This is a genomic window from Ralstonia condita (assembly GCF_958405655.1).
GTDB classification, from domain to species: Bacteria; Pseudomonadota; Gammaproteobacteria; order Burkholderiales; family Burkholderiaceae; genus Ralstonia; species Ralstonia condita.
This window is the reverse complement of sequence record NZ_CATYWO010000002.1, coordinates 25,102-51,133: the sequence shown is the minus strand read 5'-3', so window position 1 is coordinate 51,133 and position 26,032 is coordinate 25,102. Positions and strand designations below refer to the sequence as shown.

General features: G+C 65.3%; 15 protein-coding genes. 13 read left to right on the top strand and 2 right to left on the bottom strand.

Annotated elements, in window-relative coordinates; translation table 11 throughout:
• Window positions 1-13: 13 nt before the first annotated feature.
• The 5 genes from R2N03_RS06795 to R2N03_RS06775 all read left to right on the top strand — a co-directional run bounded on the left by R2N03_RS06795 (window position 14) and on the right by R2N03_RS06775 (window position 6,156).
• A complete protein-coding gene (locus R2N03_RS06795; RefSeq protein ID WP_316656686.1) occupies window positions 14-1,423 on the top strand; it encodes an enolase C-terminal domain-like protein in 1,410 nt (469 codons plus the stop codon).
• Window positions 1,424-1,458: 35 nt separating this feature from the next.
• Window positions 1,459-3,060 (top strand): galactarate dehydratase, encoded by a 1,602-nt coding sequence (gene garD, locus R2N03_RS06790; protein WP_316656684.1) that lies wholly within the window; start codon window positions 1,459-1,461, stop codon window positions 3,058-3,060.
• Window position 3,061: 1 nt separating this feature from the next.
• Window positions 3,062-3,907: an NAD-dependent epimerase/dehydratase family protein gene (locus tag R2N03_RS06785; protein WP_316656682.1), complete on the top strand. Its 846-nt coding sequence runs from the start codon at window positions 3,062-3,064 to the stop codon at window positions 3,905-3,907.
• Between the two features lie 4 nt (window positions 3,908-3,911).
• The gene (locus R2N03_RS06780) at window positions 3,912-4,793 is read left to right on the top strand and encodes an SMP-30/gluconolactonase/LRE family protein (protein WP_316656679.1); all 882 of its coding nucleotides are present in this window, start codon (window positions 3,912-3,914) and stop codon (window positions 4,791-4,793) included.
• A gap of 61 nt (window positions 4,794-4,854) precedes the next feature.
• Window positions 4,855-6,156 carry an MFS transporter gene (locus tag R2N03_RS06775; protein ID WP_316656677.1) on the top strand — a complete coding sequence of 434 codons (1,302 nt, stop codon included), beginning with the start codon at window positions 4,855-4,857 and terminating at the stop codon, window positions 6,154-6,156.
• 15 nt (window positions 6,157-6,171) lie between these two features.
• On the opposite strand, the gene R2N03_RS06770 is transcribed toward R2N03_RS06775, so the two are convergent.
• Window positions 6,172-6,753 (bottom strand): hypothetical protein, encoded by a 582-nt coding sequence (locus R2N03_RS06770; RefSeq protein WP_316656675.1) that lies wholly within the window; start codon window positions 6,751-6,753, stop codon window positions 6,172-6,174.
• Window positions 6,754-7,080: 327 nt separating this feature from the next.
• Between R2N03_RS06770 and R2N03_RS06765 the strand changes: the two genes are divergently transcribed.
• The 8 genes from R2N03_RS06765 to R2N03_RS06730 all read left to right on the top strand — a co-directional run bounded on the left by R2N03_RS06765 (window position 7,081) and on the right by R2N03_RS06730 (window position 19,898).
• A complete protein-coding gene (locus tag R2N03_RS06765) occupies window positions 7,081-9,822 on the top strand; it encodes an FtsK/SpoIIIE family DNA translocase (protein ID WP_316656672.1) in 2,742 nt (913 codons plus the stop codon).
• 299 nt (window positions 9,823-10,121) lie between these two features.
• A complete protein-coding gene (locus R2N03_RS06760) occupies window positions 10,122-10,649 on the top strand; it encodes a hypothetical protein (RefSeq protein WP_316656670.1) in 528 nt (175 codons plus the stop codon).
• A gap of 429 nt (window positions 10,650-11,078) precedes the next feature.
• Window positions 11,079-14,858, top strand: coding sequence for a nitrate reductase subunit alpha (locus R2N03_RS06755; RefSeq protein ID WP_316656668.1), 3,780 nt, complete (start codon window positions 11,079-11,081; stop codon window positions 14,856-14,858).
• Window positions 14,855-16,381 (top strand): nitrate reductase subunit beta, encoded by a 1,527-nt coding sequence (gene narH, locus R2N03_RS06750; protein ID WP_316656666.1) that lies wholly within the window; start codon window positions 14,855-14,857, stop codon window positions 16,379-16,381. Before R2N03_RS06755 ends, narH begins: the two co-directional genes overlap by 4 nt.
• 1 nt (window position 16,382) lies before the next feature.
• The gene (gene narJ, locus R2N03_RS06745) at window positions 16,383-17,093 is read left to right on the top strand and encodes a nitrate reductase molybdenum cofactor assembly chaperone (RefSeq protein WP_316656664.1); all 711 of its coding nucleotides are present in this window, start codon (window positions 16,383-16,385) and stop codon (window positions 17,091-17,093) included.
• A 35-nt stretch (window positions 17,094-17,128) separates the two neighbouring features.
• Window positions 17,129-17,812: a respiratory nitrate reductase subunit gamma gene (gene narI / locus R2N03_RS06740; protein WP_316656662.1), complete on the top strand. Its 684-nt coding sequence runs from the start codon at window positions 17,129-17,131 to the stop codon at window positions 17,810-17,812.
• A gap of 11 nt (window positions 17,813-17,823) precedes the next feature.
• Complete coding sequence (locus R2N03_RS06735) at window positions 17,824-18,609, top strand: peptidylprolyl isomerase (RefSeq protein ID WP_428984371.1); 786 nt, start codon at window positions 17,824-17,826, stop codon at window positions 18,607-18,609.
• 26 nt (window positions 18,610-18,635) lie between these two features.
• A complete protein-coding gene (locus tag R2N03_RS06730; protein WP_316656660.1) occupies window positions 18,636-19,898 on the top strand; it encodes an MFS transporter in 1,263 nt (420 codons plus the stop codon).
• Between the two features lie 173 nt (window positions 19,899-20,071).
• On the opposite strand, the gene uvrA is transcribed toward R2N03_RS06730, so the two are convergent.
• Window positions 20,072-25,912 (bottom strand): excinuclease ABC subunit UvrA, encoded by a 5,841-nt coding sequence (uvrA, locus tag R2N03_RS06725; RefSeq protein ID WP_316656658.1) that lies wholly within the window; start codon window positions 25,910-25,912, stop codon window positions 20,072-20,074.
• Window positions 25,913-26,032 lie beyond the last annotated feature (120 nt).

The window sequence follows — 26,032 nt, the reverse complement described above, 5'->3', positions numbered from 1 at the left end:
AGGAGCCTTGCAAGTGACGTTGCAATCGATCGAGTCCGGCGCACGAACGCACACGCCGCGTGTGACGGAGATGCAGGTGATCCCGGTCGCAGGCCGCGACAGCATGCTGCTGAACCTGTGCGGCGCGCATGCTCCGTTCTTTACGCGCAATCTCGTCATCCTGAAGGACAACGCCGGGCATACCGGCGTGGGCGAGGTGCCTGGCGGGGAGGGCATCCGTTTGGCGCTGGAGCGCGTGATTCCGCTGGTGGTTGGTCAATCGATCGGTCGTACCAACGGTGTGCTGAACAGCATTCGCCGGGCGCTGGCCGGTGGCGGCAATGCCGCGCATCAGGCGACGGTGCACCAGGTGACCTCCGCTTCGGAAGCCGCCGTGCTGCGCCAGCCGCACGAGATCAACCTGCGCATGGACAACGTCATCACGGCGGTGGAAGCCGCGCTGCTCGACCTGCTTGGCCAGTTTCTGGAGGTGCCGGTGGCAGAGCTGCTGGGCGCCGGTCAGCAGCGCGATAGCGCGCCGATGCTCGCCTACCTGTTCTACGTGGGCGATCGCCGCAAGACCGATCTGCCGTACCTGGATGGCGCCAGCGGCGCCGACGACTGGCTGCGCCTGCGCCACGAAGCCGCCATGTCGCCCGACGCCATCGCCCGCCTGGCCGAAGCCGCCACCGAGCGCTATGGCTTTGCCGATTTCAAGCTCAAGGGCGGCGTGATGCCCGGCGCTGAAGAGATGGAAGCGGTTGCCGCCATCAAGACGCGCTTTCCGCAAGCCCGTGTCACGCTGGACCCGAATGGCGCATGGTCGCTCAACGAAGCGATTGCGCTGTGCAAGGGCCAAGGGCATCTGCTGGCCTATGCCGAAGACCCGTGCGGCCCCGAAGCCGGCTACTCAGGCCGTGAGGTGATGGCCGAATTCAAGCGCGCCACCGGCATCCCGACGGCCACCAACATGGTCGCGACCGATTGGCGCCAGATGGGCCACGCCGTCCAGCTGCACGCGGTCGATATTCCGCTGGCCGATCCGCATTTCTGGACCATGCAAGGCTCCGTGCGCGTTGCGCAGTTGTGCGACGAGTGGGGCCTGACGTGGGGCTCGCACTCCAACAACCATTTCGACGTGTCCCTGGCGATGTTCACGCATGTGGCCGCAGCGGCGCCGGGCAACATCACGGCGATCGACACGCACTGGATCTGGCAGGAGGCCGAAGAGCGCCTGACGCGCGAGCCGCTGCGCATCCACGGCGGCCATGTGGCCGTGCCGGAGCGTCCGGGCCTCGGTATCGAAATCGACATGGAGCGCGTCATGGCTGCCCATGCGCTGTACAAGACTTTGGGCCCTGGCGCGCGTGACGACGCCATGGCCATGCAATACCTCATGCCCGGCTGGACGTATGATCCGAAACGGCCAAGCCTGGGGCGCTGAACCGAATATCGCTTGAACCAATCACGGAGTCTGTGATGTCTGAACCGACGCTGGCCCCCGAGGCCGGCAACGCAACTGAAAAGGCGCTGACGATCCGCGTGCACGACGGTGACAACGTCGCCATCGTCGTCAACGCACGCGGCCTTCCCGCTGGCACGGCACTGTCCGATGGCACCGTGCTTGTCGAAGGCGTGCCGCAAGGCCACAAGGTCGCGCTGGTCGACCTGGCCGAAGGCGACGCCATCATCCGCTACAACGAGGTGATCGGCTATGCCGTGAAGCCGCTGCAGCGTGGTAGCTGGGTCAACGAGCACGCTGTGAAGTTGCCGTCCGCTCCCGCGCTGGATGAGCTACCGCTGGCCACTCGCCCCGATCCCAAACTCGCCAAACTCGAGGGCTACACGTTCGAGGGCTATCGCAACGCAGACGGCACGGTCGGCACGAAAAACGTGCTCGGCATCATGACCAGCGTGCAATGCGTGGCCGGTGTGACGGACTACGTCGTTGGTCGCATCAAGCGCGAGCTGCTGCCGCGCTTCCCGAACGTTGACGACGTGGTGGCGCTGAACCACGTGTACGGCTGCGGCGTCGCCATCAACGCGCCGGCCGCCATCGTGCCGATTCGCACGCTACAGAACCTGGCGCTCAACCCGAACTTTGGCGGCGAGATCATGGTGATCGGCCTGGGCTGCGAAAAGCTCGTGCCCGAACGCCTCGTGCCGGAAAGGCTCGCACCCGGCGGCCGCATTCCCATCGAAGTTGCCGGCACGGCGGATTCGCCCGTGCTGCGCCTGCAGGACGAAGCCTTCGACGGCTTCGTTGGCATGACCGACGCAATCATGGAGATGGCCGAGCGGCGCCTGGAACACCTGAACAAGCGCCAGCGCGAAACCTGCCCGGCATCCGACCTCGTGGTCGGGGTGCAGTGTGGGGGCAGCGATGCGTTCTCGGGCGTGACGGCCAACCCCGCCGTCGGCTTTGCGGCCGACCTGATCGTACGTGCAGGCGGCACCGTGATGTTCTCGGAAGTCACCGAAGTGCGTGACGCCATTCACCTGCTCACGCCGCGCGCCATCGATGAAGACGTCGGCCGTGCGCTGCTGCGCGAGATGGCCTGGTACGACAACTACCTGAGCGGCGGTCAGACCGACCGCAGCGCCAACCCGTCGCCGGGCAACAAGAAGGGCGGCCTGTCGAACGTGGTGGAAAAGGCGCTGGGTTCGATCGTCAAGTCAGGCAGCACGCCCATCGTCGACGTGCTCGGTCCGGGCGAGAAGGTGCGCCGCAAGGGTCTGATCTTTGCCGCGACACCCGCGAGCGATTTCGTCTGCGGCACGTTGCAGCTGGCCTCTGGGATGAACCTGCAGGTCTTCACCACCGGCCGCGGCACGCCGTATGGACTGGCCATGGCGCCGGTCATCAAGGTGTCGACGCGCAAGGCGCTGTCCGAGCGCTGGCACGACCTGATCGATCTCGACGCCGGCCGCATCGCCACCGGCGAGGCGACCATTGCCGACATCGGCTGGGAGCTGTTCCACTTAATTCTTGACGTGGCGAGCGGACGCAAGCAAGTTTGCGCCGACAAGCTGGGCCTGCACAACGCACTGGCCCTGTTCAATCCCGCCCCGGTGACCTGATATGACGACTGAAGTGAATGTTCAACCCGATCCGCTGGAAGGCGTGGCGACACATTGCCACCGCCTGCTGTTGACCGGCGCAGGCGGCCATCTCGGCAACGTGCTGCGCGAGCGTCTGACCAAGTACGCCGATTTTTTGCGCCTGTCTGATATATCTGATCTTGGCGCGGCGCGTGCCGGTGAAGAAATCATGCCGTGCAATCTGGACGATGCGCGGGCTGTCGATGCGCTCGTAGCCGGCACGGACGCTATCGTGCACCTGGGCGGCGTGTCGGTGGAGCGGCCGTTTGAAGAGATCCTGCCCGCCAACATACACGGCACCTACCACATCTATGAGGCCGCGCGCCGCCACGGCGTGCGCCGCATTGTGTTCGCCAGTTCGAACCACACCATCGGGTTTTACAGGCAGGGCGAGGTCATTGACGGCAAGGCGCCCACCCGGCCCGACAGTTACTACGGGCTGAGCAAGGTGTTTGGCGAACAGCTCGCCAGCTTCTACTTCGATCGCTACGGCATCGAGACGGTCGCCATCCGCATTGGCTCGTCTTTTGCGGAGGCGAAGGACCGGCGCATGCTGGTTACGTGGCTCGGCTATGACGATCTGGAACAACTGGTCCGCCGGGCCTTGTTCGTGCCAAAGGTGGGCTTTACCGTCGTCTATGGTGTGTCCGCCAATCGCGACCGCTGGTGGGACAACCGCCATGCGGCGCACCTTGGCTACGCCCCCGCCGAAACGAGCGAAATCTTTCGCGCCCAGGTCGAGGCGCAACCGCCGCTGTCCGCCGATGACCCCGCGGCGCAGTACCAGGGCGGCGCCTTCGTCAACGCCGGCCCGTTCGGAGACTGATGCGATGTACGCGAACGTGGAACGCATCGGGACCATGCAGTGCGGTGTGGGCGAGAGCCCGGTGTGGCACAGCGGTGAACAGGCGTTGTACTGGACGGATATCCCGGGCCGAACGCTGTGGCGCTGGAGTCAATCGACGGGCCAATGCGATGCATGGGCGCTGCCCGAAATGGCCGGCTGCATTGCCATGACGTCCGATGGCTGGGCGCTGGCAATGGAATCGGGAATCTACCGCGTGCGCCAGCCGCAGGCGGGCATGGCACTGGCGCCGCTGGAGCGGCTCGCAACGGTCGAGCACGCTCGGCCCGACATGCGCTTCAACGACGGCCGCTGCGACCGCCAGGGCCGTTTCTGGACCGGGACCATGGTGCTCGACACCTCGCTTGGCCTGCCCGTTGGCAAGCTGTATCGGCTCGATGCCGCCGCCCGCCGGATAGACGGCGTCATCGACGACCTGATTGTTCCCAACGGCCTCGCCTTCAGTCCGGACGGCCGCACGATGTATCTGTCGGACTCGCATGCAAGCCGGCAAACCGTGTGGGCGTTCGATTACGACGTGGAGAGCGGCACGCCGCATCATCGCCGTGTCTTCATCGACATGAACGCCCATCCCGGCCGGCCCGACGGCGCCGCCGTGGACGCCGAAGGCTGCTACTGGATCTGCGGCAACGATGCAGGGCTCGTCCATCGGTTCACGCCGGACGGGCGCCTTGACCGCAGCCTTCCCATTCCCACGTCCAAGCCTGCCATGTGCGCATTTGGCGGGCCCGGACTGGACACCCTGTTCGTGACGTCGATCCTGATCGGCGACGACCCGCTCTCGGGCGCCACGTTTGCAGTGCGCCCGGGCGTGACCGGATTACCGGAACCCGCTTTATCTGTCTGAATGACCTGAACGCCATACCCGCCCCAGAACAGAAGAAGAGCAGGGGCACCTAGGAGACAACATGAAACCCATCAAAGGTCTGCGCTGGTGGATCGTCGGGCTCGTCTTGAGCGGGCTGATCATGAACTACCTGGCACGCAATGCGCTTGCCGTGGCAGCACCCGAAGTCAACAAGGTGCTGAACATCACCACCCAGCAGTACGGCTACATCGTGGCGGCATTTCAGGCGGCCTACATGGTGATGCAGCCGGTGGCGGGCTACGTGCTCGACGTGCTGGGCACCAAGCTCGGCTTTGCGTTGTTTGCCGGGGCGTGGTCGGTGGTGTGTCTGTTGCACAGCATGGCGGGTGGATGGCTGTCGATGGCCGCGTTCCGCGCCATGCTGGGGATGACGGAGGCCGCAGGTTTCCCGTCGGCACTGCGGGCCACGGCAGAGTGGTTTCCGGCCAAGGAGCGCTCGATTGCGACGGGGTGGTTCAACATCGGCTCGTCGGTCGGGGCGGTGGTGGCGCCGCCGCTGGTGGTCTGGTGCATTCTCCACGGCGACTGGCGTTTTGCCTTTGCCGTGATCGGCGGCATCGGGCTGGTGTGGAGCGTGCTGTGGTTTCTGCTCTACCGCGTGCCGACGCAGCACCCGCGCCTGTCGGCGGAGGAGCACGCCTACATTCGCGCCGGTCAGGAAGTCTCCGACGACGCCGCGAATGCACCCAAGCCTTCGTGGGGCAGGATCATCAGCGGCAAGCGATTCTGGGGCATTGCCATCCCGCGCTTTCTGTCGGAACCGGCGTGGCAGACGTTCAACTACTGGATTCCGCTCTACATGGCCACCGAGCGCCACATGAACCTGAAGGAGATCGCGCTGTTCGCGTGGCTCCCGTTCCTGGCGGCGGACGTGGGCTGCGTGCTCGGAGGCTACCTGGCGCCCTGGTTTCGGAAACGTTTCTCGGTATCGCTGGTCACCTCGCGCAAGCTGGTGATGGTGACCGGCTGCCTGTGCATGATCGGTCCGGCGTGCATCGGGCTGGTGACGAGCCCATACACCGCGATTGCGCTGTTCTGCGTGGGCGGCTTCGCGCACCAGACGTTGTCGGGCGCGTTGTACACGTTGACATCCGACATGTTCGGCAAGCATGAAGTGGGCACAGCCGTGGGGCTGGCCGGAATGTCGGGCTACCTGGGCGGCATGCTGTTCTCGCTGGCGGTCGGCTCCCTCGCCGCGACCATCGGCTACAACCCGCTGTTCGTCGCGCTGGCCGTGTTTGACATCGTTGCGGCCATCCTCGTGTGGACGATGCTCAACGACAAGCAGGCGCAGCCCGTGCCAATGCAGGCGGGCGCAGCAGCGCCGAGCACGGCGGCCTGACGATCGGGCATCCAGTCACGCTGGCTGCTGTCCGATCTTCGGATTCAGCCTGGCCGGGCGGAGCGGGTCGAAGTCGACCCACTCGCCGCTGCGCCAGCGGCCCGCAGCCTCTTCGACGTCCATGCCGCCGGCTGCGGCCAGAATGCGTGCGGCATCGGCCTCGCGCTCGGGTGTGACCCGCACCGCGAGCAGCACGCCGGAATGGCGCGTGCGCAACGTGGCGTCGGGCGGTTGCTCCGGGTTGGGCTCGTCGCGCGTGGCATACATGGCGCCAGCGAGCGAACCGATATAGGCGCCCACGCCTGCCGCGACCACCGAGAAGAGCACAGCGACGTGCAGCAGCATCAGTACGACCACCCCAGCCACCGCCCCAATGGCGGCGCCCAGCGCCATACCCTTGCCGGCGCCGGCATGCGCGCGTGCGGCCCCCGGATCGGCATTCTGGTCACCGCCGATGGGAAAGGCGGCATGCTGCCCAGACGGGTTGACGAAGAAGACGCTCACATCCTCTTCGGAAAAGCGATGCGCAGAGAGCGCCTGCGCGGCGCATTCTGCGCGTTCGAAGGTGTCAAACCGGGCGGCAACGATCAGCGACATGGGGCCTCCTTGGCATTGCGTTTTCCATTGCGCAAGCAAGTCGGAGGCCTGACGATGAGTCGCCCGGGGGTGACTCGCGCCGGATGTCGGCGGCTGGGGAATGCGCTTGGCAACGTCGGATGTGCACGGCTGGCATGCGCACGACAGGCTGGCCACGAACCGCACCCGAGGTGACGCTCACGCCAGGCGGAGTCCGTATCGCAGCACACGGCCCGGGCGCGCGATCGCGCTTCCACCCCCAGATGTACGCATCCCGATGCAACTTTCCGCCCGGCGTTTTTCATTGCGCTGGCGCGCCCCGCTACAATCGCGGCCTGGAATCTGCAGATGGCGTTTGACATGGGGCTCGGCTGGTTTGGCATTTCTACCGTGTGGCTGCTGCCGCTGGCGTGGCGGTACGCAACACGCGCGCTGGCGGGGGAGCGCGATTTCCTGACCGGGCGCGGCACCGTCAGGCTCTGGCTGGTGACGGTTGTCGCGCTGTGCGCCAGCGCTGCACTTGAAGCACTGACCTCCGGCGGCGATCCGCAGGACAAGGCAGGTGGCGCAGCGGGGCATGCCCTGTCGTCGCTGTTGTCCCGCATGCTGGGCTGGACAGGCGCTTTTCTCGTGATGCTCGGTGTGCTGGTATGGGTGGCGCCGATGGTATTTGGCCGCACCTGGCGGCAGGTGCTGACACGTGGGCGCGCTTCGGAGGATGCATCCGCCGACGCGCCGGCGGCAAGGCATGACGAGCCGCGCGATGAGGCGCTCAAACCGACGGCGCTCGGTCTGGGCGGTGTCGGAGAGATGCGTTGGACCGGCACTCCTGGCGCTGCGCCGCAGACGGCGCGCCATCGCGGTATCGAGGCAGTTTCGGCGCGCCGCCAGCCGGCATGGCAACCGCCCCCGCGCACGCGGCCATCGCCGCCGCAGCCGGGCGAGATCTGGCCGTTGCTGGATCGGCAGAAGGCCGCGCCTGCAGACCCCGCCGCCGGCACCACGAAAACGGCGAGTGCCAGGCCCAAGCCGGCGCCGCTGCCGCCATCGGCACCTGCTCCCGCGCCTGCACGCCCCAAGCCGCGCGCCACGATCGTCAGCAGTCCGTTTCACCAGCCGCAACTCGGACTGCGCACGCAGGCCCCGTCGACGCCCGTGGCGGCTTCGACAGATGCATCACCGGTGCACGAAGCGATGAGCGGGGCCGCGGCAGAGCCTTCGCTGGCAGCCCCTGCTGAAGCGCAATCGGTCGCGGCCGCACCCTCGCCGGTCGACCTGGAAGCCGTCCGCCATGAGGCTGAAGCACTGCTTGCCGAGTTGCGCGGGCTGGTGACGTCTGGCGCGTCATCGCCCCCGCCGCAACTGGACACCGACGCGACGGCTTCGGCGCCTCCGGGACCACCGGTGCACACGCCGGAAGCCCATGTTGCCGAACGTGCAAGCCAGCCCGCGCAGGTTGGTCCCTTGCCGGAGGCCTTACCGGCCACCAAGCCTCGCATCGTGCTGCCGGCTGTGGTGGGCGCGGTCATCAGCCGCGCAGCGGCTCCGTCGAACACCGTGGCGGCGCCCGCGGCCGCCTCGTCCCCAGCGGCGCCGCGCCACGTCGATTACCGGCTGCCCAGCCCTGCGCTGCTGACGGCCGCGTCGGTCAACGGGGCAACCGTCTCGACGGAACATCTGGAGGAAACCGGTCAATTGATCGCGCAGCGCCTGGCTGAATTCAAGGTGCCCGTGACGGTCGTCGGCGCGTCGGCGGGGCCGGTCATCACGCGTTTCGAGGTCGATCCGGCCATCGGCGTGCGCGGCGCACAGGTCGTGGGCCTGATGAAGGATCTGGCCCGCGCCCTGGGCGTGACGTCGATCCGCGTAGTCGAGACGATTCCCGGCAAGACCTGCATGGGCCTGGAGCTGCCGAACGCGAAGCGCGAGATGATCCGCCTTTCCGAAGTGGTGAACGCGGCGGACTTCCGATCGCACGGATCGCATCTGGTGCTGGCCATGGGCAAGGACATCACAGGCAACCCCGTGGTGACCGATCTCGCGCGCGCGCCGCACCTGCTGGTGGCGGGCACGACCGGCTCGGGCAAGTCGGTGGCAGTCAATGCCATGATCCTGTCGATGCTGTACAAGGCCACGCCGGAAGACGTGCGCATGATCATGATCGACCCGAAGATGCTGGAACTCTCGGTGTACGAGGGCATTCCGCATCTGCTGGCGCCGGTCGTGACCGACATGAAGCAGGCCGCGCACGCGCTCAACTGGTGCGTGGGCGAGATGGAAAAGCGCTATCGGCTCATGTCAGCCCTGGGCGTGCGCAACCTGGCCGGCTACAACCAGAAGATCCGCGCGGCGGAGCAGGCCGGCCGCAAGGTGCCGAACCCGTTCTCGCTGACGCCGGATGCGCCGGAGCCGCTGTCCACGCTGCCGTTGATCGTCGTCGTGATCGACGAACTGGCCGACCTGATGATGGTGGCCGGCAAGAAGATCGAAGAGCTGATCGCGCGCCTCGCGCAGAAGGCGCGTGCCGCCGGCATCCACCTGATCCTGGCGACGCAACGGCCGTCGGTGGACGTCATCACCGGCCTCATCAAGGCGAACATTCCCACGCGCGTGGCATTCCAGGTGTCATCCAAGATCGACTCGCGCACGATTCTCGATCAGATGGGCGCCGAATCGCTGCTTGGCCAGGGCGACATGCTGTTCCTGCCGCCGGGCACGGGATATCCGCAGCGCGTGCACGGCGCGTTCGTTGCCGATGAAGAAGTGCACCGCGTGGTCGAACACTGGAAGCAGTTCGGCGAACCCGAGTATGACGAAGCGATCCTCGCCGGTGACCCCGGAGAAGCGGCCACGAGCGGTGACCTGTTTGGCGCAGAGAGTGGCGATGCGGAAGCCGATCCGCTCTACGACGAAGCGGCCGCGTTCGTACTCAACACGCGCCGTGCGTCGATTTCTTCTGTGCAGCGGCAACTGCGTATCGGCTACAACCGCGCGGCGCGATTGATTGAGCAGATGGAAGCTGCGGGGCTGGTGTCGCCAATGGGCCGAAATGGCCAGCGAGAGGTGTTGGCCCCGGGCGGCGCGGAGTGACGCGTCTCGCCACCACAGGGCGACCGCACCCATCGGCATCGGCCGCCGAACCATCCCCCAGGTGGGGGATGCGCCCGCCCCTCAGGGACACGATAGCCATGCTTGCAATGACAATTGCCCAGGCATCCAACACCCCCTGTTGATGATGCGCTCGTACCCCGTCAGGCCAATGGCGGGCCAGGTCTCCGCACCGCCTGATGTAGATCAACACGCAGGAAAACGCAGCGACAAAGATGGAGGTGTCGGTCAGAAAACGTTCTGTCCGGCAATCTCTTCATTCTCTCTTTCGAGCGCATGCCATGAACAAGCTCCTCCCCGCCATTGCGATCGGCTTCGCAGTTGCCACGCAATGTCTGCCCCTGAGTGTTGCGGCGCAGTCCACCCAGTCGGCGAAAACCGCTGCCGCGCCAGCGCAGGACACCGCCGAATTCGACAAGCAGCTTGCTCAGGTCCAGGAGCAGATGAAGACGATGCAGGAGCAGATGGACAAGATTCGCCAGACGCAAGATCCGCAGCAGCGGCAGCAGCTTCTCGACCAGCACTGGGCCACCATGCGCAATACGATGGCCGCGATGCATGCCCTCTGGGGCCCGGGCATGATGGGGCCAGGCCGGATGGGCAGGGGCATGATGGGCGGCGGAATGATGGGTGGCCCTGGCTATGGCGGAGGCTGGTCGCGGATGGGTGGCTACTATCGAAACCTCACGCCCGAGCAGCTTCGTCAGCGCCAGTACATGATGGATCAATACGTCAACATGCAGGACCAGATGATGAACAACATGATGTGGCACCAGCAATATTGGCGTGAACAACCTCCAGCAAAGTGAGTTTGTCCATTGAACTCGGCGGGCACCATTGCCAGATGGCCGCCGGACACTCAAGGCCTGCCATTCTCGATAGGGCCTGACTATTGCCGTGCTGGATCAGGACAAGACGTTGCGCCGCGCGGTGGTTCATACGCGCCTGACCTGATCCGCTCGCGCGTGCCGCGCTTGCACCGCAGCACGCGCACACCACTTCACTGCGCCAGGCGCGGTGTCTCACGCTCCCACGAATCAACGGCACGCTTGCCGGCACGCATGATCAAGCGCCGTGCCTGCGGCCTGCAGGCGCCCACCTGACACGCTTTTGCGATGCACAAGGACGCCCTGATGGCGGGCGGGAATGCGCTCGCCGAAGTTGGTCAGAGTTTACTTCCGCCAAATCTCTTCCTTTAATGGTTTCGCATTGCCAAAGCAAACAAGGAAGGGGCGTCCATGAGTCATTTCGTTGACAGGCTTCGTTTCTTTGTCTCCGATCGACCGGAATTCTCTGACGGACACGGAGCTGTCACAGCCGAGGATCGCAAATGGGAAGACGCATATCGTCAGCGATGGCAGCATGACAAGGTCGTTCGGTCCACGCACGGCGTCAACTGCACCGGGTCGTGCTCATGGAAGATCTACGTCAAGGGCGGCATCGTCACGTGGGAAACCCAGCAGACGGACTACCCACGCACGCGCCCCGATATGCCCAACCATGAACCGCGCGGATGTTCGCGCGGGGCGTCTTACTCCTGGTATCTGTACAGCGCAAACCGCCTGAAATATCCCATGGTCCGGAGCGCGCTCGTCAAGCTCTGGCGTGAGCGCCGCACGACGATGGACCCGGTGCGCGCCTGGCAATCGATCGTCGAAGACGACGCCGCGCGTCGCGGCTATCAAGCTCGGCGGGGCCTTGGCGGCTTCGTTCGCTCGACGTGGGACGAAGTCAATGAGATCGTCGCGGCCGCCAACGTCCATACCATCCGCAGGTACGGGCCCGACCGCGTGATCGGGTTCTCGCCCATCCCGGCCATGTCGATGGTGTCGTACGCCGCCGGCTCGCGTTATCTGTCGCTGATCGGTGGCGTGTGCCTGAGCTTCTACGACTGGTACTGCGATCTGCCGCCCGCCTCGCCGCAAACCTGGGGCGAGCAGACCGACGTGCCCGAATCGGCAGACTGGTACAACTCCACGTTCATCATGCTGTGGGGTTCCAACGTGCCGCAGACGCGTACACCCGACGCGCATTTCATGGTGGAGGCCCGCTACAAGGGCACGAAGATTGTCTCCGTGTTTCCCGATTACGCCGAAGGCGCGAAGTTCGGCGACATCTGGCTGCACCCCAAGCAAGGCACCGACGCGGCGCTGGCCCTTGCCATGGGCCACGTGATCCTCAAGGAGTTTCACTTGGCGGGCAAGAGCGACTACTTCATCGACTACTGCCGCCGCTTCACCGACATGCCATGTCTCGTGCGCCTCGTGAAGCGGGGCGACAGATATGTGCCCGACCGGCTGGTCCGTGCGTCGGATTTCGAAGGCGCCATGGGTGAGGCGAACAACCCCGAATGGAAGACGGTGATGATCGACGAGCCATCGGGCAAGGTCGTCGTGCCGGTTGGATCGGTGGGGTTCCGCTGGGGCCAGAAGGAGGGAGAAGACAAGGGCAAATGGAATCTCAAGTCCGAAACCTCGTCGGGTGACGCCATCGTTCCGCAGCTGTCGCTGGTGAAGGGGCATGACGAAGTCGTCGACGTGCTGTTTCCGTATTTCGGCAATCGCACCCATCCGCACTTCAACCACACCGACCACGCGCCGGAATTGTCCCGCTCGCTTGGTGCACGGCGCCTGAAGACGCGCGATGGCGAGATGCTGGCCGTGACGGTGTACGACCTGTTCATCGCCAACTACGGCCTGGACCAGGGGTTGGGCGGACAAGATATCGCCCACAGCTATGACGATGATGTGCCCTATACGCCGGCATGGCAGGAGGCCATCACCGGCGTGAAGCGCGCCGACGTGATCTCGGTCGCGCGGCAGTTTGCCGAGAATGCCCACAAGACGCAGGGCAAGTCGATGGTCATCATCGGCGCCGGGATCAACCACTGGTTCCACATGGACATGTCGTACCGCGCGATCATGAACATGCTGATCATGTGCGGTTGCATCGGCAAGTCGGGTGGCGGCTGGTCGCACTATGTGGGGCAGGAGAAGCTGCGGCCGCAGACAGGGTGGACCGCACTGGCGTTTGCATTGGATTGGCATCGGCCGCCGCGCCACATGAACGGTACGTCCTTCTTCTATGCGCACACCGACCAGTGGCGGTACGACCCGATGGATCCGACGGAGTTGCTGTCGCCCCTGGCCGACAAGGCACGTTTTCACGGCGCGCCCATCGATTACAACGTGCGTGCCGAGCGCATGGGCTGGCTGCCTTCCGCGCCGCAACTGACAGCGAACCCGCTGGATGTCGGCCGCGGCCTCGCCAGTGGAGCGGATGCCCCAGCCTCGGTAGCCCGCGGCCTGGCCTCGGGTGAACTGCGCATGGCTTGCGAAGACCCGGACAACCCAGCGAACTTTCCCCGGAACATGTTTGTCTGGCGTTCGAATCTGCTGGGCTCGTCAGGCAAGGGGCATGAATATTTCCTCAAGCACCTGCTTGGCGCAGTGCACGGCGTGCAGGGCGAGGAGGTGGCCAAGAACGGCGGCAAGCGTCCGGAAGACATCACATGGCATGAGCAGGCACCGCAGGGCAAGCTCGATCTGCTGGTGACGCTCGATTTCCGCATGTCCACCACGTGCATGTACTCCGACGTGGTGCTGCCAACCGCCACGTGGTACGAGAAGGACGACATGAACACGTCCGACATGCACCCGTTCATCCATCCGCTGTCGGCCGCCGTCGATCCGGCGTGGCAATCCAAGAGCGACTGGGAAATCTTCAAGGGGATCGCCAAGCGCTTCTCCGAGCTGAGCGTCGGTCATCTCGGCGTCGAGCGTGATGTGGTCCTGGCGCCGATCGCGCATGATTCACCGGCGGAACTGGCGCAGCCGTTCGACGTGCTGGACTGGAAGCTGGGCGAATGCGAACCGATACCCGGCAAGACCATGCCGGCGGTGATTGCCGTCGAGCGGGACTATCCGAACACCTACCGGAAGTTCACTTCGCTCGGGCCGCTGATGGACAAGCTCGGCAATGGCGGCAAGGGCATCGCATGGGATACGAAGGATGAAGTCTCGCTGCTCGGCGACCTGAACTATCGCGTGAGCGAGGCAGGCTGTGCCAGTGGGCGGCCGCGCATCGACACGGCGATCGACGCGGCCGAGGTCATCCTGTCGCTGGCGCCCGAAACCAACGGTGCGGTCGCGGTCAAGGCGTGGGAGGCGGTGTCCGCGATGACGGGAATCGCCCACGCCCATCTGGCCGATGCGCGCGCCGACGAGAAGATCCGCTTTCGCGACATCCAGGCGCAGCCGCGCAAGATCATCTCTTCACCGACGTGGAGTGGCATCGAGTCGGAGCATGTCTCTTACAACGCGGGGTACACCAACGTCCATGAGCTGATTCCGTGGCGCACGATCAGCGGGCGCCAGCAGCTGTACCAGGATCACGCGTGGCTGCGTGCATTCGGAGAGTCGCTGTGCGTGTACAAGCCGCCGATCGACACCGGCAGTTATGAAGCGATGGTGGGCAAACGATCCAACGGCAACCCGGAGCTGGTGCTCAACTTCATCACGCCACACCAGAAGTGGGGCATCCACAGCACCTACACCGACAATCTGCTGATGCTGACCCTGTCACGCGGCGGCCCGATCGTCTGGATCGCGGAAGCCGACGCCAAGCAGATCGGCATTGCCGACAACGACTGGATCGAGTGCTACAACGCCAATGGCGCGCTCTGCGCCCGCGCCGTCGTGAGCCAGCGCGTGCCACGCGGCATGGTGATGATGTACCACGCACAAGAGAAGATCGTGAACACGCCCGGCTCCGAGATTACCGGTACACGGGGTGGCATTCACAACTCGGTCACCCGGATCGCCGTCAAGCCGACTCACATGATCGGCGGCTATGCGCAATTGTCTTACGGGTTCAATTACTACGGCACCGTCGGGTCGAACCGGGACGAATTCCTGATCGTCCGCAAGATGAAACACGTCGACTGGCTTGATGACACCTCGCCCGGGACGACACGTGCAAACACCGAAAATCAGCTGGCAGCAGGAGCGCGCCCATGAAAGTCCGTGCACAGATTGCGATGGTGTTGAATCTGGATAAATGTATCGGCTGCCATACCTGCTCCGTCACCTGCAAGAACGTTTGGACCACCCGTGAAGGGATGGAGTACGCGTGGTTCAACAACGTGGAGACGAAGCCCGGCATCGGCTATCCGAAGGACTGGGAGAACCAGGAGCGGTGGCGGGGCGGCTGGATACGCAAGGCCGACGGCAAGCTGCAACCGAAGCTCGGTGGTAAATGGCGGGTGCTGGCGCAGATTTTCGCGAACCCGCATCTGCCCGAAATCGACGATTACTACGAGCCCTTCACCTTTGATTACGCGCACCTCCAGACCGCGGGCGATTCGGCTGCCATGCCCGTCGCGCGGCCACGCTCCCTCATCAGCGGCGAGCGTCTGGAGAAGATCGAATGGGGTCCGAACTGGGAGGAAATCCTGGGCGGCGAGTTCGACAAGCGCGCGAAGGATTACAACTTCGAAAACGTGCAGAAGGACATCTACGGGCAGTTCGAGAACACCTTCATGATGTACCTGCCGCGGCTGTGCGAGCACTGCCTGAACCCGGCCTGTGTGGCTGCATGTCCGTCCGGCTCGATCTACAAGCGCGAGGAGGACGGTATCGTCCTGGTCGATCAGGACAAGTGCCGGGGCTGGCGCATGTGCGTGTCGGGCTGCCCGTACAAGAAGATCTACTTCAACTGGAAGAGCGGGAAAGCGGAGAAGTGCATCTTCTGCTATCCCCGCATCGAAGCCGGACAGCCTACGGTCTGCTCGGAAACCTGCGTGGGGCGCATCCGCTACCTTGGCGTCGTGCTCTATGACGCAGACCGTATCAGCGAGGCCGCCAGCGCCGAGAATGAGTCCGATCTCTACGCGTCGCAATTGTCGTTATTCCTCGATCCGCACGACCCGCAGGTCATTGCGCAGGCTGCGCGCGATGGCGTCCCGGCCGCATGGATCGAGAGTGCGCAGCGCTCACCCGTCTACAAGATGGCGATCGACTGGAAGATCGCCTTCCCGCTGCACCCTGAGTACCGTACGCTGCCGATGGTCTGGTACGTGCCGCCGCTCTCGCCGATCAACGCAGCCGCCAATAGCGGTGAACTCGGCATGAACGGCTGTCTGCCGGATGTCGAGTCGCTGCGCATTCCGCTGCGCTATCTGGCCAATCTGCTGACGGCGGGCAACGAAGCGCCTGTCAAGCTCGCGCTCGAACGCATGCTTGCCATGCGGGCCTTCATGCGGGCACGGCATGTTGACCAGGTCGAAGCGCCCGGCGTGCTGATGCAGGCGGGGCTCACCGTGGCCCAGGTCGAAGACATGTATCGCTATCTGGCGATCGCGAACTACGAAGACCGTTTCGTCATCCCGACCACGCACCGAGAATATGCCGAAGACGCCTTCGACTTGCGGTCATCGTGCGGTTTTTCCTTCGGCAACGGTTGCTCCGGTGGTACCTCGGAAGCCGGCCTGTTCAGTTCCCGCAAGGGTGGTCGGACGATTCCCATCCGGCAGGAGTCGTGACATGAAAACCGCCTCCCGCCCTGCGACGAGCGTGATTTACTCCGTGCTGTCGGCGCTGCTCGATTATCCGGAGCCATCCACCCAGGATGCGCTGCCCGAGGCGCGTGCGCTGCTGCACGCTGCGCGCGCGTTCCCGCCGCATGTGCGCACTGGCCTGGAACGGTTCATCGACGATTACGGCCAGCGCGATCTGATGACGCTGCAGGAACGCTATGTCGCGCTGTTCGACCGGGGCCGCGCGACTTCCCTGTACCTGTTCGAACACGTACACGGCGAGTCGCGCGATCGCGGCCAGGCGATGGTCGACCTGCTGCACATGTATGAACAGCACGGCCTGTGGCTGCGGCAGGGAGAGCTGCCGGACTACCTACCGGTATTTCTCGAATACCTGTCGCGCCTGCCTGAATCGGAGGCTTGCAAACTCCTGGCGGAGACCGGCGACATCCTGCAGGCCATCACGACCCGCCTATCCGAACGGGGCAGCCGCTATCGGTTTGTCGTGGCCGCATTGCTGTCGCTGGCCGGACTCCACGTCGATGTCTTGCCCGACCATGCAAGTACGGACGACGAGGCCGACGCCCCCCCGAGCCCGGCTGATTTCCGGGCGCTCGACGCGGCCTACGCGGACGAGGCGGTGCGCTTTGTCGGCGCCCAAGTCCCTGTTACCGAGCCGGTCCATTTCTACGACCGGCGCCCGGGTCGAGACCGCTGAACCGCGCGGGCAACCCCATAGCCTGGAGGTCTGACATGACTGACTACCTTCACGAGTTCCTGTTCGGCATCTACCCGTACGTCTGCCTGTCCGTCCTGCTGCTGGGCAGCCTGATTCGGTTCGATCGGGAGCAGTACACCTGGAAGAGCGATACCTCCCAGATGCTGCGCAGAGGGACGTTGCAGCTCGGCAGCAACCTCTTCCACTGGGGCGTGCTCGTGGTGGTGGTCGGACATTTCGCGGGGTTCCTCGCGCCGCACTGGATGGTGTCGCCGTTCCTGTCGGCGTCGGGGCATCAACTGCTGGCGATGGTGGGAGGAGGGGCCGCTGGCCTCGTTTCGATCATCGGGCTCACGATGCTGATTCACCGTCGGCTCACGGACCCGCGCATTCGTCGCAACAGCCGCGTGCGCGACATCGTGATCGTGCTCATGCTGTGGCTGCAGCTCGCACTGGGCCTCTGGACGGTGGTGCTGTCCATGCAGCATATGGACGGCGCCATGTTTGAGTTGCTGACCGATTACGTCAAGGGCGTCGTCACGTTTCGCCCCGGTGTGGCGCGGCTGCTCGTTGGCGTGCCGCTGACGTACCAGCTCCATATCCTGCTGGGTTTCACGATCTTCCTTGTCACACCCTTCACGCGGATGGTGCACATCTGGAGCGGTCTGGCTTCACTGGCCTACGTCCTGCGGCCCTACCAGCTTGTGCGCAAGCGCTAGGGGAACGCAGCATGATGTCATCCGACACGGAAGCCCGTGCGGGCGTGGTGCGGGTCAATGACGTGGTGTTCGACGCGGCATCGATCACGCAGGAGAGCCTGCACCACCCCAATGCACCCGACCCTCTCGCGGCGGCCAGCTATGCATTGGCCATCCGCGAATTGCTACGGCAGCGCGCGGTCGAGCTGGAGTTGCTGCCCGAAGCCGCCGTGCTGGACGATGCCTGCACCGACGCGCTATTCGACCGCGAATTGACCCTGCCGGCCCCGACGCGGGACGACTGCGAGCGTTATTTCCGGAACCATGCCGCGCAGTTCCGTCGCAATGACATCGTGTATGCAAGCCATATTCTTTTTGCGGTAACGGAAGGCGCACCTGTGGCATTGATCCTGCAGAAGGCCGAGCAGACACTGCTCCAGCTGAAGGGCGAGCCGGACAGCTTTGAGGCGCTTGCACGCGCGCTTTCCAACTGCCCATCCGGCGGCGTCGGCGGCAGCCTCGGGCAATTGCTTCGTGGCGACAGCGTCCCTGAATTCGAGCGGGCCATCTTCGAGACGACGGACACCGGCCTGCTGCCCCGCGTTGTGAAGACGCGATTCGGGTTCCACATCGTCCGCATCGACCAGCGGGTACCCGGCGAAGCGCTTCCGTTCGAGGCGGCGCATGCCGGCATTGCGCAATACCTCCAGCAGCGTGTGCGACAGAAGGCGATGCAGCAGTATGTGTCGATCCTGGCGGCACGGGCGCACATCGAAGGCGTAGACCTCGGGCAGGCCAACGGCCCGCTGGTTCAATAGACCGCGCGGGAAAAGGGGAGAGCGGTATGCACGCACATGGCGCAACGCAGGTTCGGGCCGGCGGGCCCACTGTCTCGGTGCAGGCGTGGTCGGTGCTGCTGGCCAGCACGCTCGCGTTCATGGTCTGCTTTGTGGTGTGGATGATGTTCGGTGTGATTGGCGTCCAACTGCGTGAAGACCTGAGCCTCAACGGCACCGAATTCGGGTTGCTCACGTCCACGCCTGTACTCACCGGGGCGCTGATGCGGCTGCCGCTCGGCGCGTGGACGGATCGCTACGGCGGTCGTACCGTCATGACGGCGTTGCTCGTCATCTGCGCGGTGCCTGTCTATATCGTCAGCTACGCCACCGCGTTCTGGCAGTTCCTGCTGATCGGCCTGTTTCTGGGCTGCGTGGGGGCATCGTTCGCGGTAGGAACGCCTTATGTGGCCCGCTTCTTTCCACCCGAGCGCCGTGGCTTTGCAATGGGTTTTTTCGGCGCCGGCACGGCGGGTGCCGCGGTCAACCTGTTCCTCACGCCGTCGTTGCAGGCCGCCTATGGCTGGCGTTTCGTGCCGCGCGTCTATGCGATAGCGCTGCTGGTGACGGCGGTCATTTTCTGGTTTGCTTCGGCGCCCGACCCGGGCGCGGGCAAATCTTCGGGATCGTGGCTGGATTCCTTCAGGGTGCTTCGCGATCGGCGCGTCTGGCGGCTGTGTCAGTACTACTCCATCACGTTCGGCGGCTTCACGGCGCTGTCACTGTGGATGCCGCAGTACCTGAAGAACGAATATGGCATGACGCTGGTGGCGGCCTCGGCGTTTGCTGCGGGATTCTCCCTGCCGGGGTCGATCCTTCGGGCCGTGGGCGGGTTGCTTGCCGACCGCTTCGGCGCACACAGCGTGACCTGGTGGGGCCTGTGGGTGGCGTGGATCTGCCTGTTCCTGCTCTCGTACCCGCCGACCGATGTCGTCATCCACACCATCGACGGCACATTCAGCCTGCGTCTTCAGTTGCCACTTGCCGGGTTCATCACGCTGATCTTTCTGATGGGCGCCGTGTTTGCCTTCGGCATGGCGTCGACGTTCAAGTATGTGTCCGACGATTTTTCCGCAAACATGGGCGTGGTGACGGGCATTGTGGGGCTGGCCGGTGGCCTGGGCGGCTTTCTGCTGCCCATCCTGTTTGGCGGACTGCTCGACATCTTCAGGGTGCGCTCGTCGTGCTTCATGTTCCTTTACGGCATTGTCTGGGTGTCGCTGATCCTCATCTATTTTTCGGAAGTGCGGCGGGCGAAACTGACGGGATGACGCACGCAGAGAACCCATGACGGACCGGCGCGAGGGCCAGCAAGCAATTTCCAGCGCGCCGAGCGGGGGAGATCAAACACACCTCGGCCCCGGCTGACTCAGGAAAGCGAAACAAAAAGGGCGCCCCGGCAAAGCGATGCCAGGGGCGCCCTTTGTTTCGACGTGGTTGGCCTTCAACCCGTGCGACGCTGCTCCAGTGCCTGTCCTCGGGCCAGCACCGGCACCAGTGCGGCCCCCGTGTGGCTGGCCTTCACCTGCGTCAGCGCCTCGGGGCCGCATGCGGCGACGATGGTACCGCCCTCATCGCCGCCTTCGGGGCCGAGATCGAGAATCCAGTCCGCCTCGGCAATCACGTCGAGGTCGTGCTCGATCACGATCACGCTGTGGCCGCCGTCTGCCAGGCGATGCAGCACGCGAATCAGCTTGGCCACGTCGGCCATGTGCAGGCCGACGGTAGGCTCGTCCAGCACGTAGAGCGTGTGGGGCGCCTTCTGGCCGCGGCGCGTCACGTCATCGCGCACCTTCGACAACTCGGTGACGAGCTTGATGCGCTGCGCCTCGCCGCCGGACAGCGTGGGCGAGGGCTGGCCCAGCGTCAGATAGCCAAGGCCGACGTCCTTCATCAACTGCAGCGGGTGGGCGATGCTGTTCATCGCGCCGAAGAACTCGACTGCTTCGTCGATCTCCATGGTCAGCACATCGCCGATGTTCTTGCCGCGCCAGGTGACGGCAAGCGTTTCTGCATTGAAGCGCTGACCGTGGCAGACGTCGCAGCCGACCTTCACGTCCGGCAGGAAGCTCATGGCGATGGTGCGCACGCCCTGGCCTTCACAGGCAGGGCAGCGGCCGTCGCCCGTGTTGAACGAGAAGCGCGAGGCGGTGTAACCACGCGCGCGAGCTTCCAGCGTGTCGGCAAAGAGCTTGCGGATGGTGTCCCACACGCCGATGTACGTGGCGGGGCAGGAGCGTGGCGTCTTGCCGATCGGCGTCTGGTCGACTTCCAGCACGCGGTCGATGGTTTCCCATCCGGTGACGCTGTCGCAGCCGTGCCAGTCGTGTTTGACGTCGAGCTTGCGCGGCATCTTCGCCTCAGGCGTCTCAGCCTGCGCGGCCTTGCGTGCGCGGCGGGTTGCCGGCGAAGACAGCACGGAACGGCCGACCGCATCGAGCAGGTTCGTCATCAACACATCGCGCGCCAGCGTCGATTTGCCCGAGCCCGACACGCCCGTAATCGCCACGAGGCGCGACAGCGGCATCGTCGCGGTCACGTTGCGCAGGTTGTGCAGCTTGGCGCCGTGCACCGTCAGCCACTGCTCGGGCACCGCTTGTGCGCCCGCACGGGGCGCAACCACCTGGCGGCGCGGCTGCAACGGATGCTCGATCGGCTGCGACAGGAACCGGCCCGTGAGCGAATCCGGCTGGGCTGCCAGGTCTGCCACACCGCCTTGAGCGACCAGTGTGCCGCCGCGTTTGCCGGCGCCCGGGCCGATGTCGATGATGTGGTCGGCCCGGCGGATGGTGTCTTCATCGTGCTCGACCACCACCAGCGTGTTGCCCTTGTCGCCCAGTTTGCGCAGCGCGTCCAACAGGATCTGGTTGTCGCGCGGATGCAGGCCGATGGTCGGCTCGTCCAGCACGTAGCAGACGCCCTGCAGGTTGCTGCCGAGTTGCGCTGCCAGGCGGATACGCTGCGCTTCGCCGCCTGACAGGCTCGGCGCGGCGCGATCCAGGCTCAGGTAGCCCAGCCCAACCTCCTCCAGGAACGACAGGCGGCTGTGGATTTCGGCCACCACGTCGCGGGCGATGTCGGCGTCGCGGCCGGTCAGGTCCAGGCGCTCGACCCAGCGGCGGGTCTGGCTGACCGTCCACTGTGCAATGTCGACGATGGGCTTGTCGGCAAAGGTCACCGCGCGCGCCGTGGGGTTCAGGCGCGTGCCGTGGCAATCCGGGCAGGGCAGGTCGGTCATGCCTTCCGGATCGACTTCCTCCGATGGCAGCGTCTGCTCGCGGCCGCGATCGTCACCGCCGAGCACGGTGTCGTCAAACGCAGCACGCTGTTCACGCGTGAGCGCCAATCCGGTACCGACGCAGCTTGGGCACCAGCCGTGCTTGCTGTTGTACGAGAACATGCGCGGGTCCAACTCGGGGTAGCTGGTGCCGCAGGTGGCGCACGCGCGCTTGGTCGAAAACACCTTCACGTTGCCGACGTGCGCCGTGCCGCCGTTGTGCATGGCGTGTTGCAGGCCGTCGAGCGGCGCGAGAACGTGCATGATGCCCTTGCCGTATTCCAGCGCCTGCTCCAGCAACGCACGCAGCGCGGCTTCGTTTTCCGGCGAGACAACGATGTCGCCCACGGGCAGTTCCAGCGTGTGCTCGCGGAAGCGGTCCAGGCGTGGCCATGGGTCCACAGTCAGGAATTCGCCATCGACGCGCAGATGCGTATAGCCGCGCGCCTTGGCCCATTTGGCCAGGTCGGTATAGACGCCCTTGCGGTTCACGACCAGCGGCGCGAGCAGGCCGATGTGCTGACCGCGATGATCGCGCATGAGCTGGGCAAAGATCGCCTCCGGGCTTTGCGCCGACACCGGCGTGCCGTCGTGGATGCAATGCTGCACGCCCAGCTTCACATACAGCAGGCGCAGGAAGTGCCACACCTCTGACGTGGTCGCCACCGTGCTCTTGCGGCCGCCGCGCGACAGGCGCTGCTCGATGGCCACGGTGGGCGGAATGCCGTACACGGCATCCACTTCCGGCCGCCCGGCAGGCTGCACGATCGAACGCGCATACGCATTGAGCGATTCAAGATAGCGCCGCTGCCCTTCATGGAAGAGGATGTCGAACGCCAGCGTCGACTTGCCCGAACCCGACACGCCCGTCACCACGTTGAACTTGCCGTGCGGAATATCGACGTTCAGGCCCTTGAGGTTGTGCTCGTGAGCGTGGACGATGCGCACGACGTTTTCGCCCTGGACTTCCGCCAGCGCCGCACGCTTGGCGCGGCGCTCAGCCAGGGCGGTTTGCAGCGGCACGCCTTCGATGGCTTCCGGCTGGCCGACGCTGGCTTCGTATTGCTTGAGCGCGGCGCCCGTGTGCGATGCGGCGCAGCCTTTGACCTGCGCAGGCGTGCCGGCGCAGACCAGCAGGCCACCGGCGTCGCCGCCTTCGGGGCCGAGATCGATGATCCAGTCCGCCGCGCGCACCACGTCGAGGTTGTGTTCGATCACGATCAGCGAATGCCCGGCGTCGAGCAGCTTGCCGAACGCGCGCATCAGCTTGGCGATGTCGTCAAAGTGCAGGCCGGTGGTCGGCTCGTCGAACATGAACAGGCGGCCCGCGTTGGCGGGCACGTCCTGCTTCACGCGCTTGCGGGCGGCCGCCTGGGCAGCCTGTGCGGCTTCGGCCAGGAAGCCCGCCAGCTTCAGGCGTTGCGCCTCGCCGCCGGAGAGCGTCGGCACCGGCTGGCCAAGCTTCACGTACTCCAGGCCCACGTCGACGATGGGTTGCAGCACGCGCAGCACGTCAGCGTCATCGGCGAACACGCTGGCGGCTTCGCTCACCGTCAGCTCCAGCACATCGGCCACCGACAATGCACGGCCGGCGCGCGGCAGCTTCACTTCCAGGATTTCGGCGCGATAGCGCGTGCCGTCGCAATCCGGGCAGCGCAGGTAGATGTCGGAGAGGAACTGCATCTCGACGTGTTCGAAGCCCGAGCCGCCGCAGGTCGGGCAACGGCCGTCCCCCGAGTTGAAGCTGAACGTGCCCGCCGTGTAGCCGCGCTGCAGCGCCATCGGCGCCTTGGCGAACAGCTTGCGGATTTCATCGAACGCGCCAACGTAGCTGGCCGGGTTCGAGCGCGCCGTCTTGCCGATGGGGGACTGATCGATGAATACCACATCGCTGATCTGGTCGGCGCCGCGCAGGGCACGGAATGCGCCGGGCGATTCCGTCGCCTTGCCAAAGTGACGTGCCAGCGCGGGGTGCAGCACGTCCTGGATCAACGTCGATTTGCCCGAGCCGGACACGCCGGTCACGCACACCAGGCGCTGCAGCGGAATCTCGACCGTGACATCGCGCAGGTTGTGTTCCGCCGCGCCTTCGAGCACCAGCCGCGGCGTGGCGTCATAGACGGCGCGCGCTTGCCAGTCGGTTGCATCAGCCACGCGCCGCTGTCCGGACAGATACGCGCCCGTGAGCGTATCGGCCTGGCGGATGGCCGCCGGTGTGCCGTCAAAGACGATGTTGCCGCCGCGCTCGCCGGGGCCGGGGCCCATGTCGATCAGGCGGTCGGCCGCCAACATCACCGAAGGATCGTGCTCGACCACCACCAGCGTGTTGCCGGCGTCGCGCAGGCGCTGCATGGCTTGGACGATGCGGTCCAGATCGCGCGGGTGCAGGCCGATGCTCGGTTCGTCCAGCACGAACAGCGTGTTGACGAGCGACGTGCCGAGCGCCGTCGTCAGGTTGATCCGCTGCACCTCGCCGCCAGAGAGGGTGCGGCTCTGGCGGTCCAGCGTCAGGTAGCCGATACCGACGTCGCACAGATACGCCAGGCGCGTGCGCACCTCGTCGAGCAGCAGCTTGAGCGCGTCGTCGAGCAGCGTGGACGGCAGCGTCAGCTCATCGAAGAAGCGGCGGATGCGCTCGATGGGCAGCAGCATCAGGTCGTGCACGGTCAGGCCGGGCAGGGCTTCGAGCTGGGCGCGGCTCCAGGCCACGCCGCGCGGCATGAAGCGGTGTTCGGGCGCGAGCACGGCATCCGCGTTTTCCTTGCTGCCGAGGCGCCATTGCATCGACTCGGTTTTCAGGCGCGCCCCGCCGCAGGTCTCACACGTCGTGTAGCTGCGGTACTTGGAGAGCAGCACGCGGATGTGCATCTTGTACGCCTTCGACTCCAGATAGTCGAAGAAGCGGCGCACGCCGTACCACTGCTTGTTCCAGCCACCGCGTTTGAAAGCCGGGTCGCCATTGATGACCCAGTTGCGCTGGGCTTCGGTCATCTCGGCCCACGGCGTGCCGCGCGGGATGTCGGCCGCGGCGGCGTAGCGCATCAGGTCGTCCTGGCATTCCTTCCAGGCTGGCGTCTGCATCGGCTTGATGGCGCCGTCACGCAGCGTCTTGCGCTCGTCCGGAATCACCAGCCCCAGATCGACGCCGATGACGCGGCCGAAACCGCGGCAGGCATCGCACGCGCCGTAAGCGGAATTGAACGAGAAGAGCGCGGGTTGCGGGTCTGCGTAACGCAGGTCGCTTTCGGGGCAGTGCAGGCCGGTGGAAAAGCGCCAGATGGTTGGCTCCGCACCTTCATCGGCAGGGAGCACGTAGACGCTGACGCGCCCACCGCCGCGCTTGAGCGACGACTCGATGGCCTCCAGCGCGCGGGCACGCTCGGTGCCCTGCAGGCGGAAGCGGTCGGCCACCACGTCGAGCAGCTTGCGCTTGCCCGTGGACGACTCGACCACGCGCTCGGCCTGCACGCGCGTATAGCCGCTGACCGACAGCCACTGCGTGACTTCTTCGGGGCTCGTATTGGCGGGCAGCTCGACGGGAAACGTCACCACCAGGCGCGGATCGCCCTCGCGCGTGCGCGAAAGCAGCTCGTCGTAGATGGTTTCCGGCGTGTCGTGGCGCACCGGCAGCGCGGTGTCGCGGTCGAACAGTTGTGCGGCGCGTGCAAACAGCAGCTTCAAGTGATCGTTCAGCTCAGTCATCGTGCCGACCGTCGAGCGCGAACTGCGCACCGGGTTGGTCTGGTCGATGGCGATGGCGGGCGGCACGCCTTCAACGTGCTCGACCTGCGGCCGGTCCATGCGGTCGAGGAACTGGCGCGCGTAGGCGCTGAAGGTCTCGACGTAGCGGCGCTGGCCTTCTGCGTAAAGCGTGTCGAAAACGAGGCTTGACTTGCCGGACCCCGACGGGCCGGTCACGACGGTCATCTCGCCCGTGCGCAGGTCCAGATCGAGGTTTTTGAGATTGTGCTGACGGGCTCCGCGCAGGCGAATGACACCGGAGGACATGGAGGGCGTTCCTTGGAAGCGGTGGAAGATGCCGGTGGCGGCCGCATTGCTGAGGCTGCGCCGGCAATCAGAATTCGGGCCGTAAACTGTAGCGGATTATTGAAATCCGGTTGCTCTACA

Bases quoted from the DNA above. Each gene is read 5' to 3' on its own strand.
- garD (WP_316656684.1), top strand. From the start codon at position 1,459: ATGTCTGAACCGACGCTGGCCCCCGAGGCCGGCAACGCAACTGAAAAG.
- R2N03_RS06785 (WP_316656682.1), top strand. From the start codon at position 3,062: ATGACGACTGAAGTGAATGTTCAACCCGATCCGCTGGAAGGCGTGGCG.
- R2N03_RS06780 (WP_316656679.1), top strand. From the start codon at position 3,912: ATGTACGCGAACGTGGAACGCATCGGGACCATGCAGTGCGGTGTGGGC.
- R2N03_RS06775 (WP_316656677.1), top strand. From the start codon at position 4,855: ATGAAACCCATCAAAGGTCTGCGCTGGTGGATCGTCGGGCTCGTCTTG.
- R2N03_RS06770 (WP_316656675.1), bottom strand. From the start codon at position 6,753: ATGTCGCTGATCGTTGCCGCCCGGTTTGACACCTTCGAACGCGCAGAA.
- R2N03_RS06765 (WP_316656672.1), top strand. From the start codon at position 7,081: ATGGCGTTTGACATGGGGCTCGGCTGGTTTGGCATTTCTACCGTGTGG.
- R2N03_RS06760 (WP_316656670.1), top strand. From the start codon at position 10,122: ATGAACAAGCTCCTCCCCGCCATTGCGATCGGCTTCGCAGTTGCCACG.
- R2N03_RS06755 (WP_316656668.1), top strand. From the start codon at position 11,079: ATGAGTCATTTCGTTGACAGGCTTCGTTTCTTTGTCTCCGATCGACCG.
- narH (WP_316656666.1), top strand. From the start codon at position 14,855: ATGAAAGTCCGTGCACAGATTGCGATGGTGTTGAATCTGGATAAATGT.
- narJ (WP_316656664.1), top strand. From the start codon at position 16,383: ATGAAAACCGCCTCCCGCCCTGCGACGAGCGTGATTTACTCCGTGCTG.
- narI (WP_316656662.1), top strand. From the start codon at position 17,129: ATGACTGACTACCTTCACGAGTTCCTGTTCGGCATCTACCCGTACGTC.
- R2N03_RS06735 (WP_428984371.1), top strand. From the start codon at position 17,824: ATGATGTCATCCGACACGGAAGCCCGTGCGGGCGTGGTGCGGGTCAAT.
- R2N03_RS06730 (WP_316656660.1), top strand. From the start codon at position 18,636: ATGCACGCACATGGCGCAACGCAGGTTCGGGCCGGCGGGCCCACTGTC.
- uvrA (WP_316656658.1), bottom strand. From the start codon at position 25,912: ATGTCCTCCGGTGTCATTCGCCTGCGCGGAGCCCGTCAGCACAATCTC.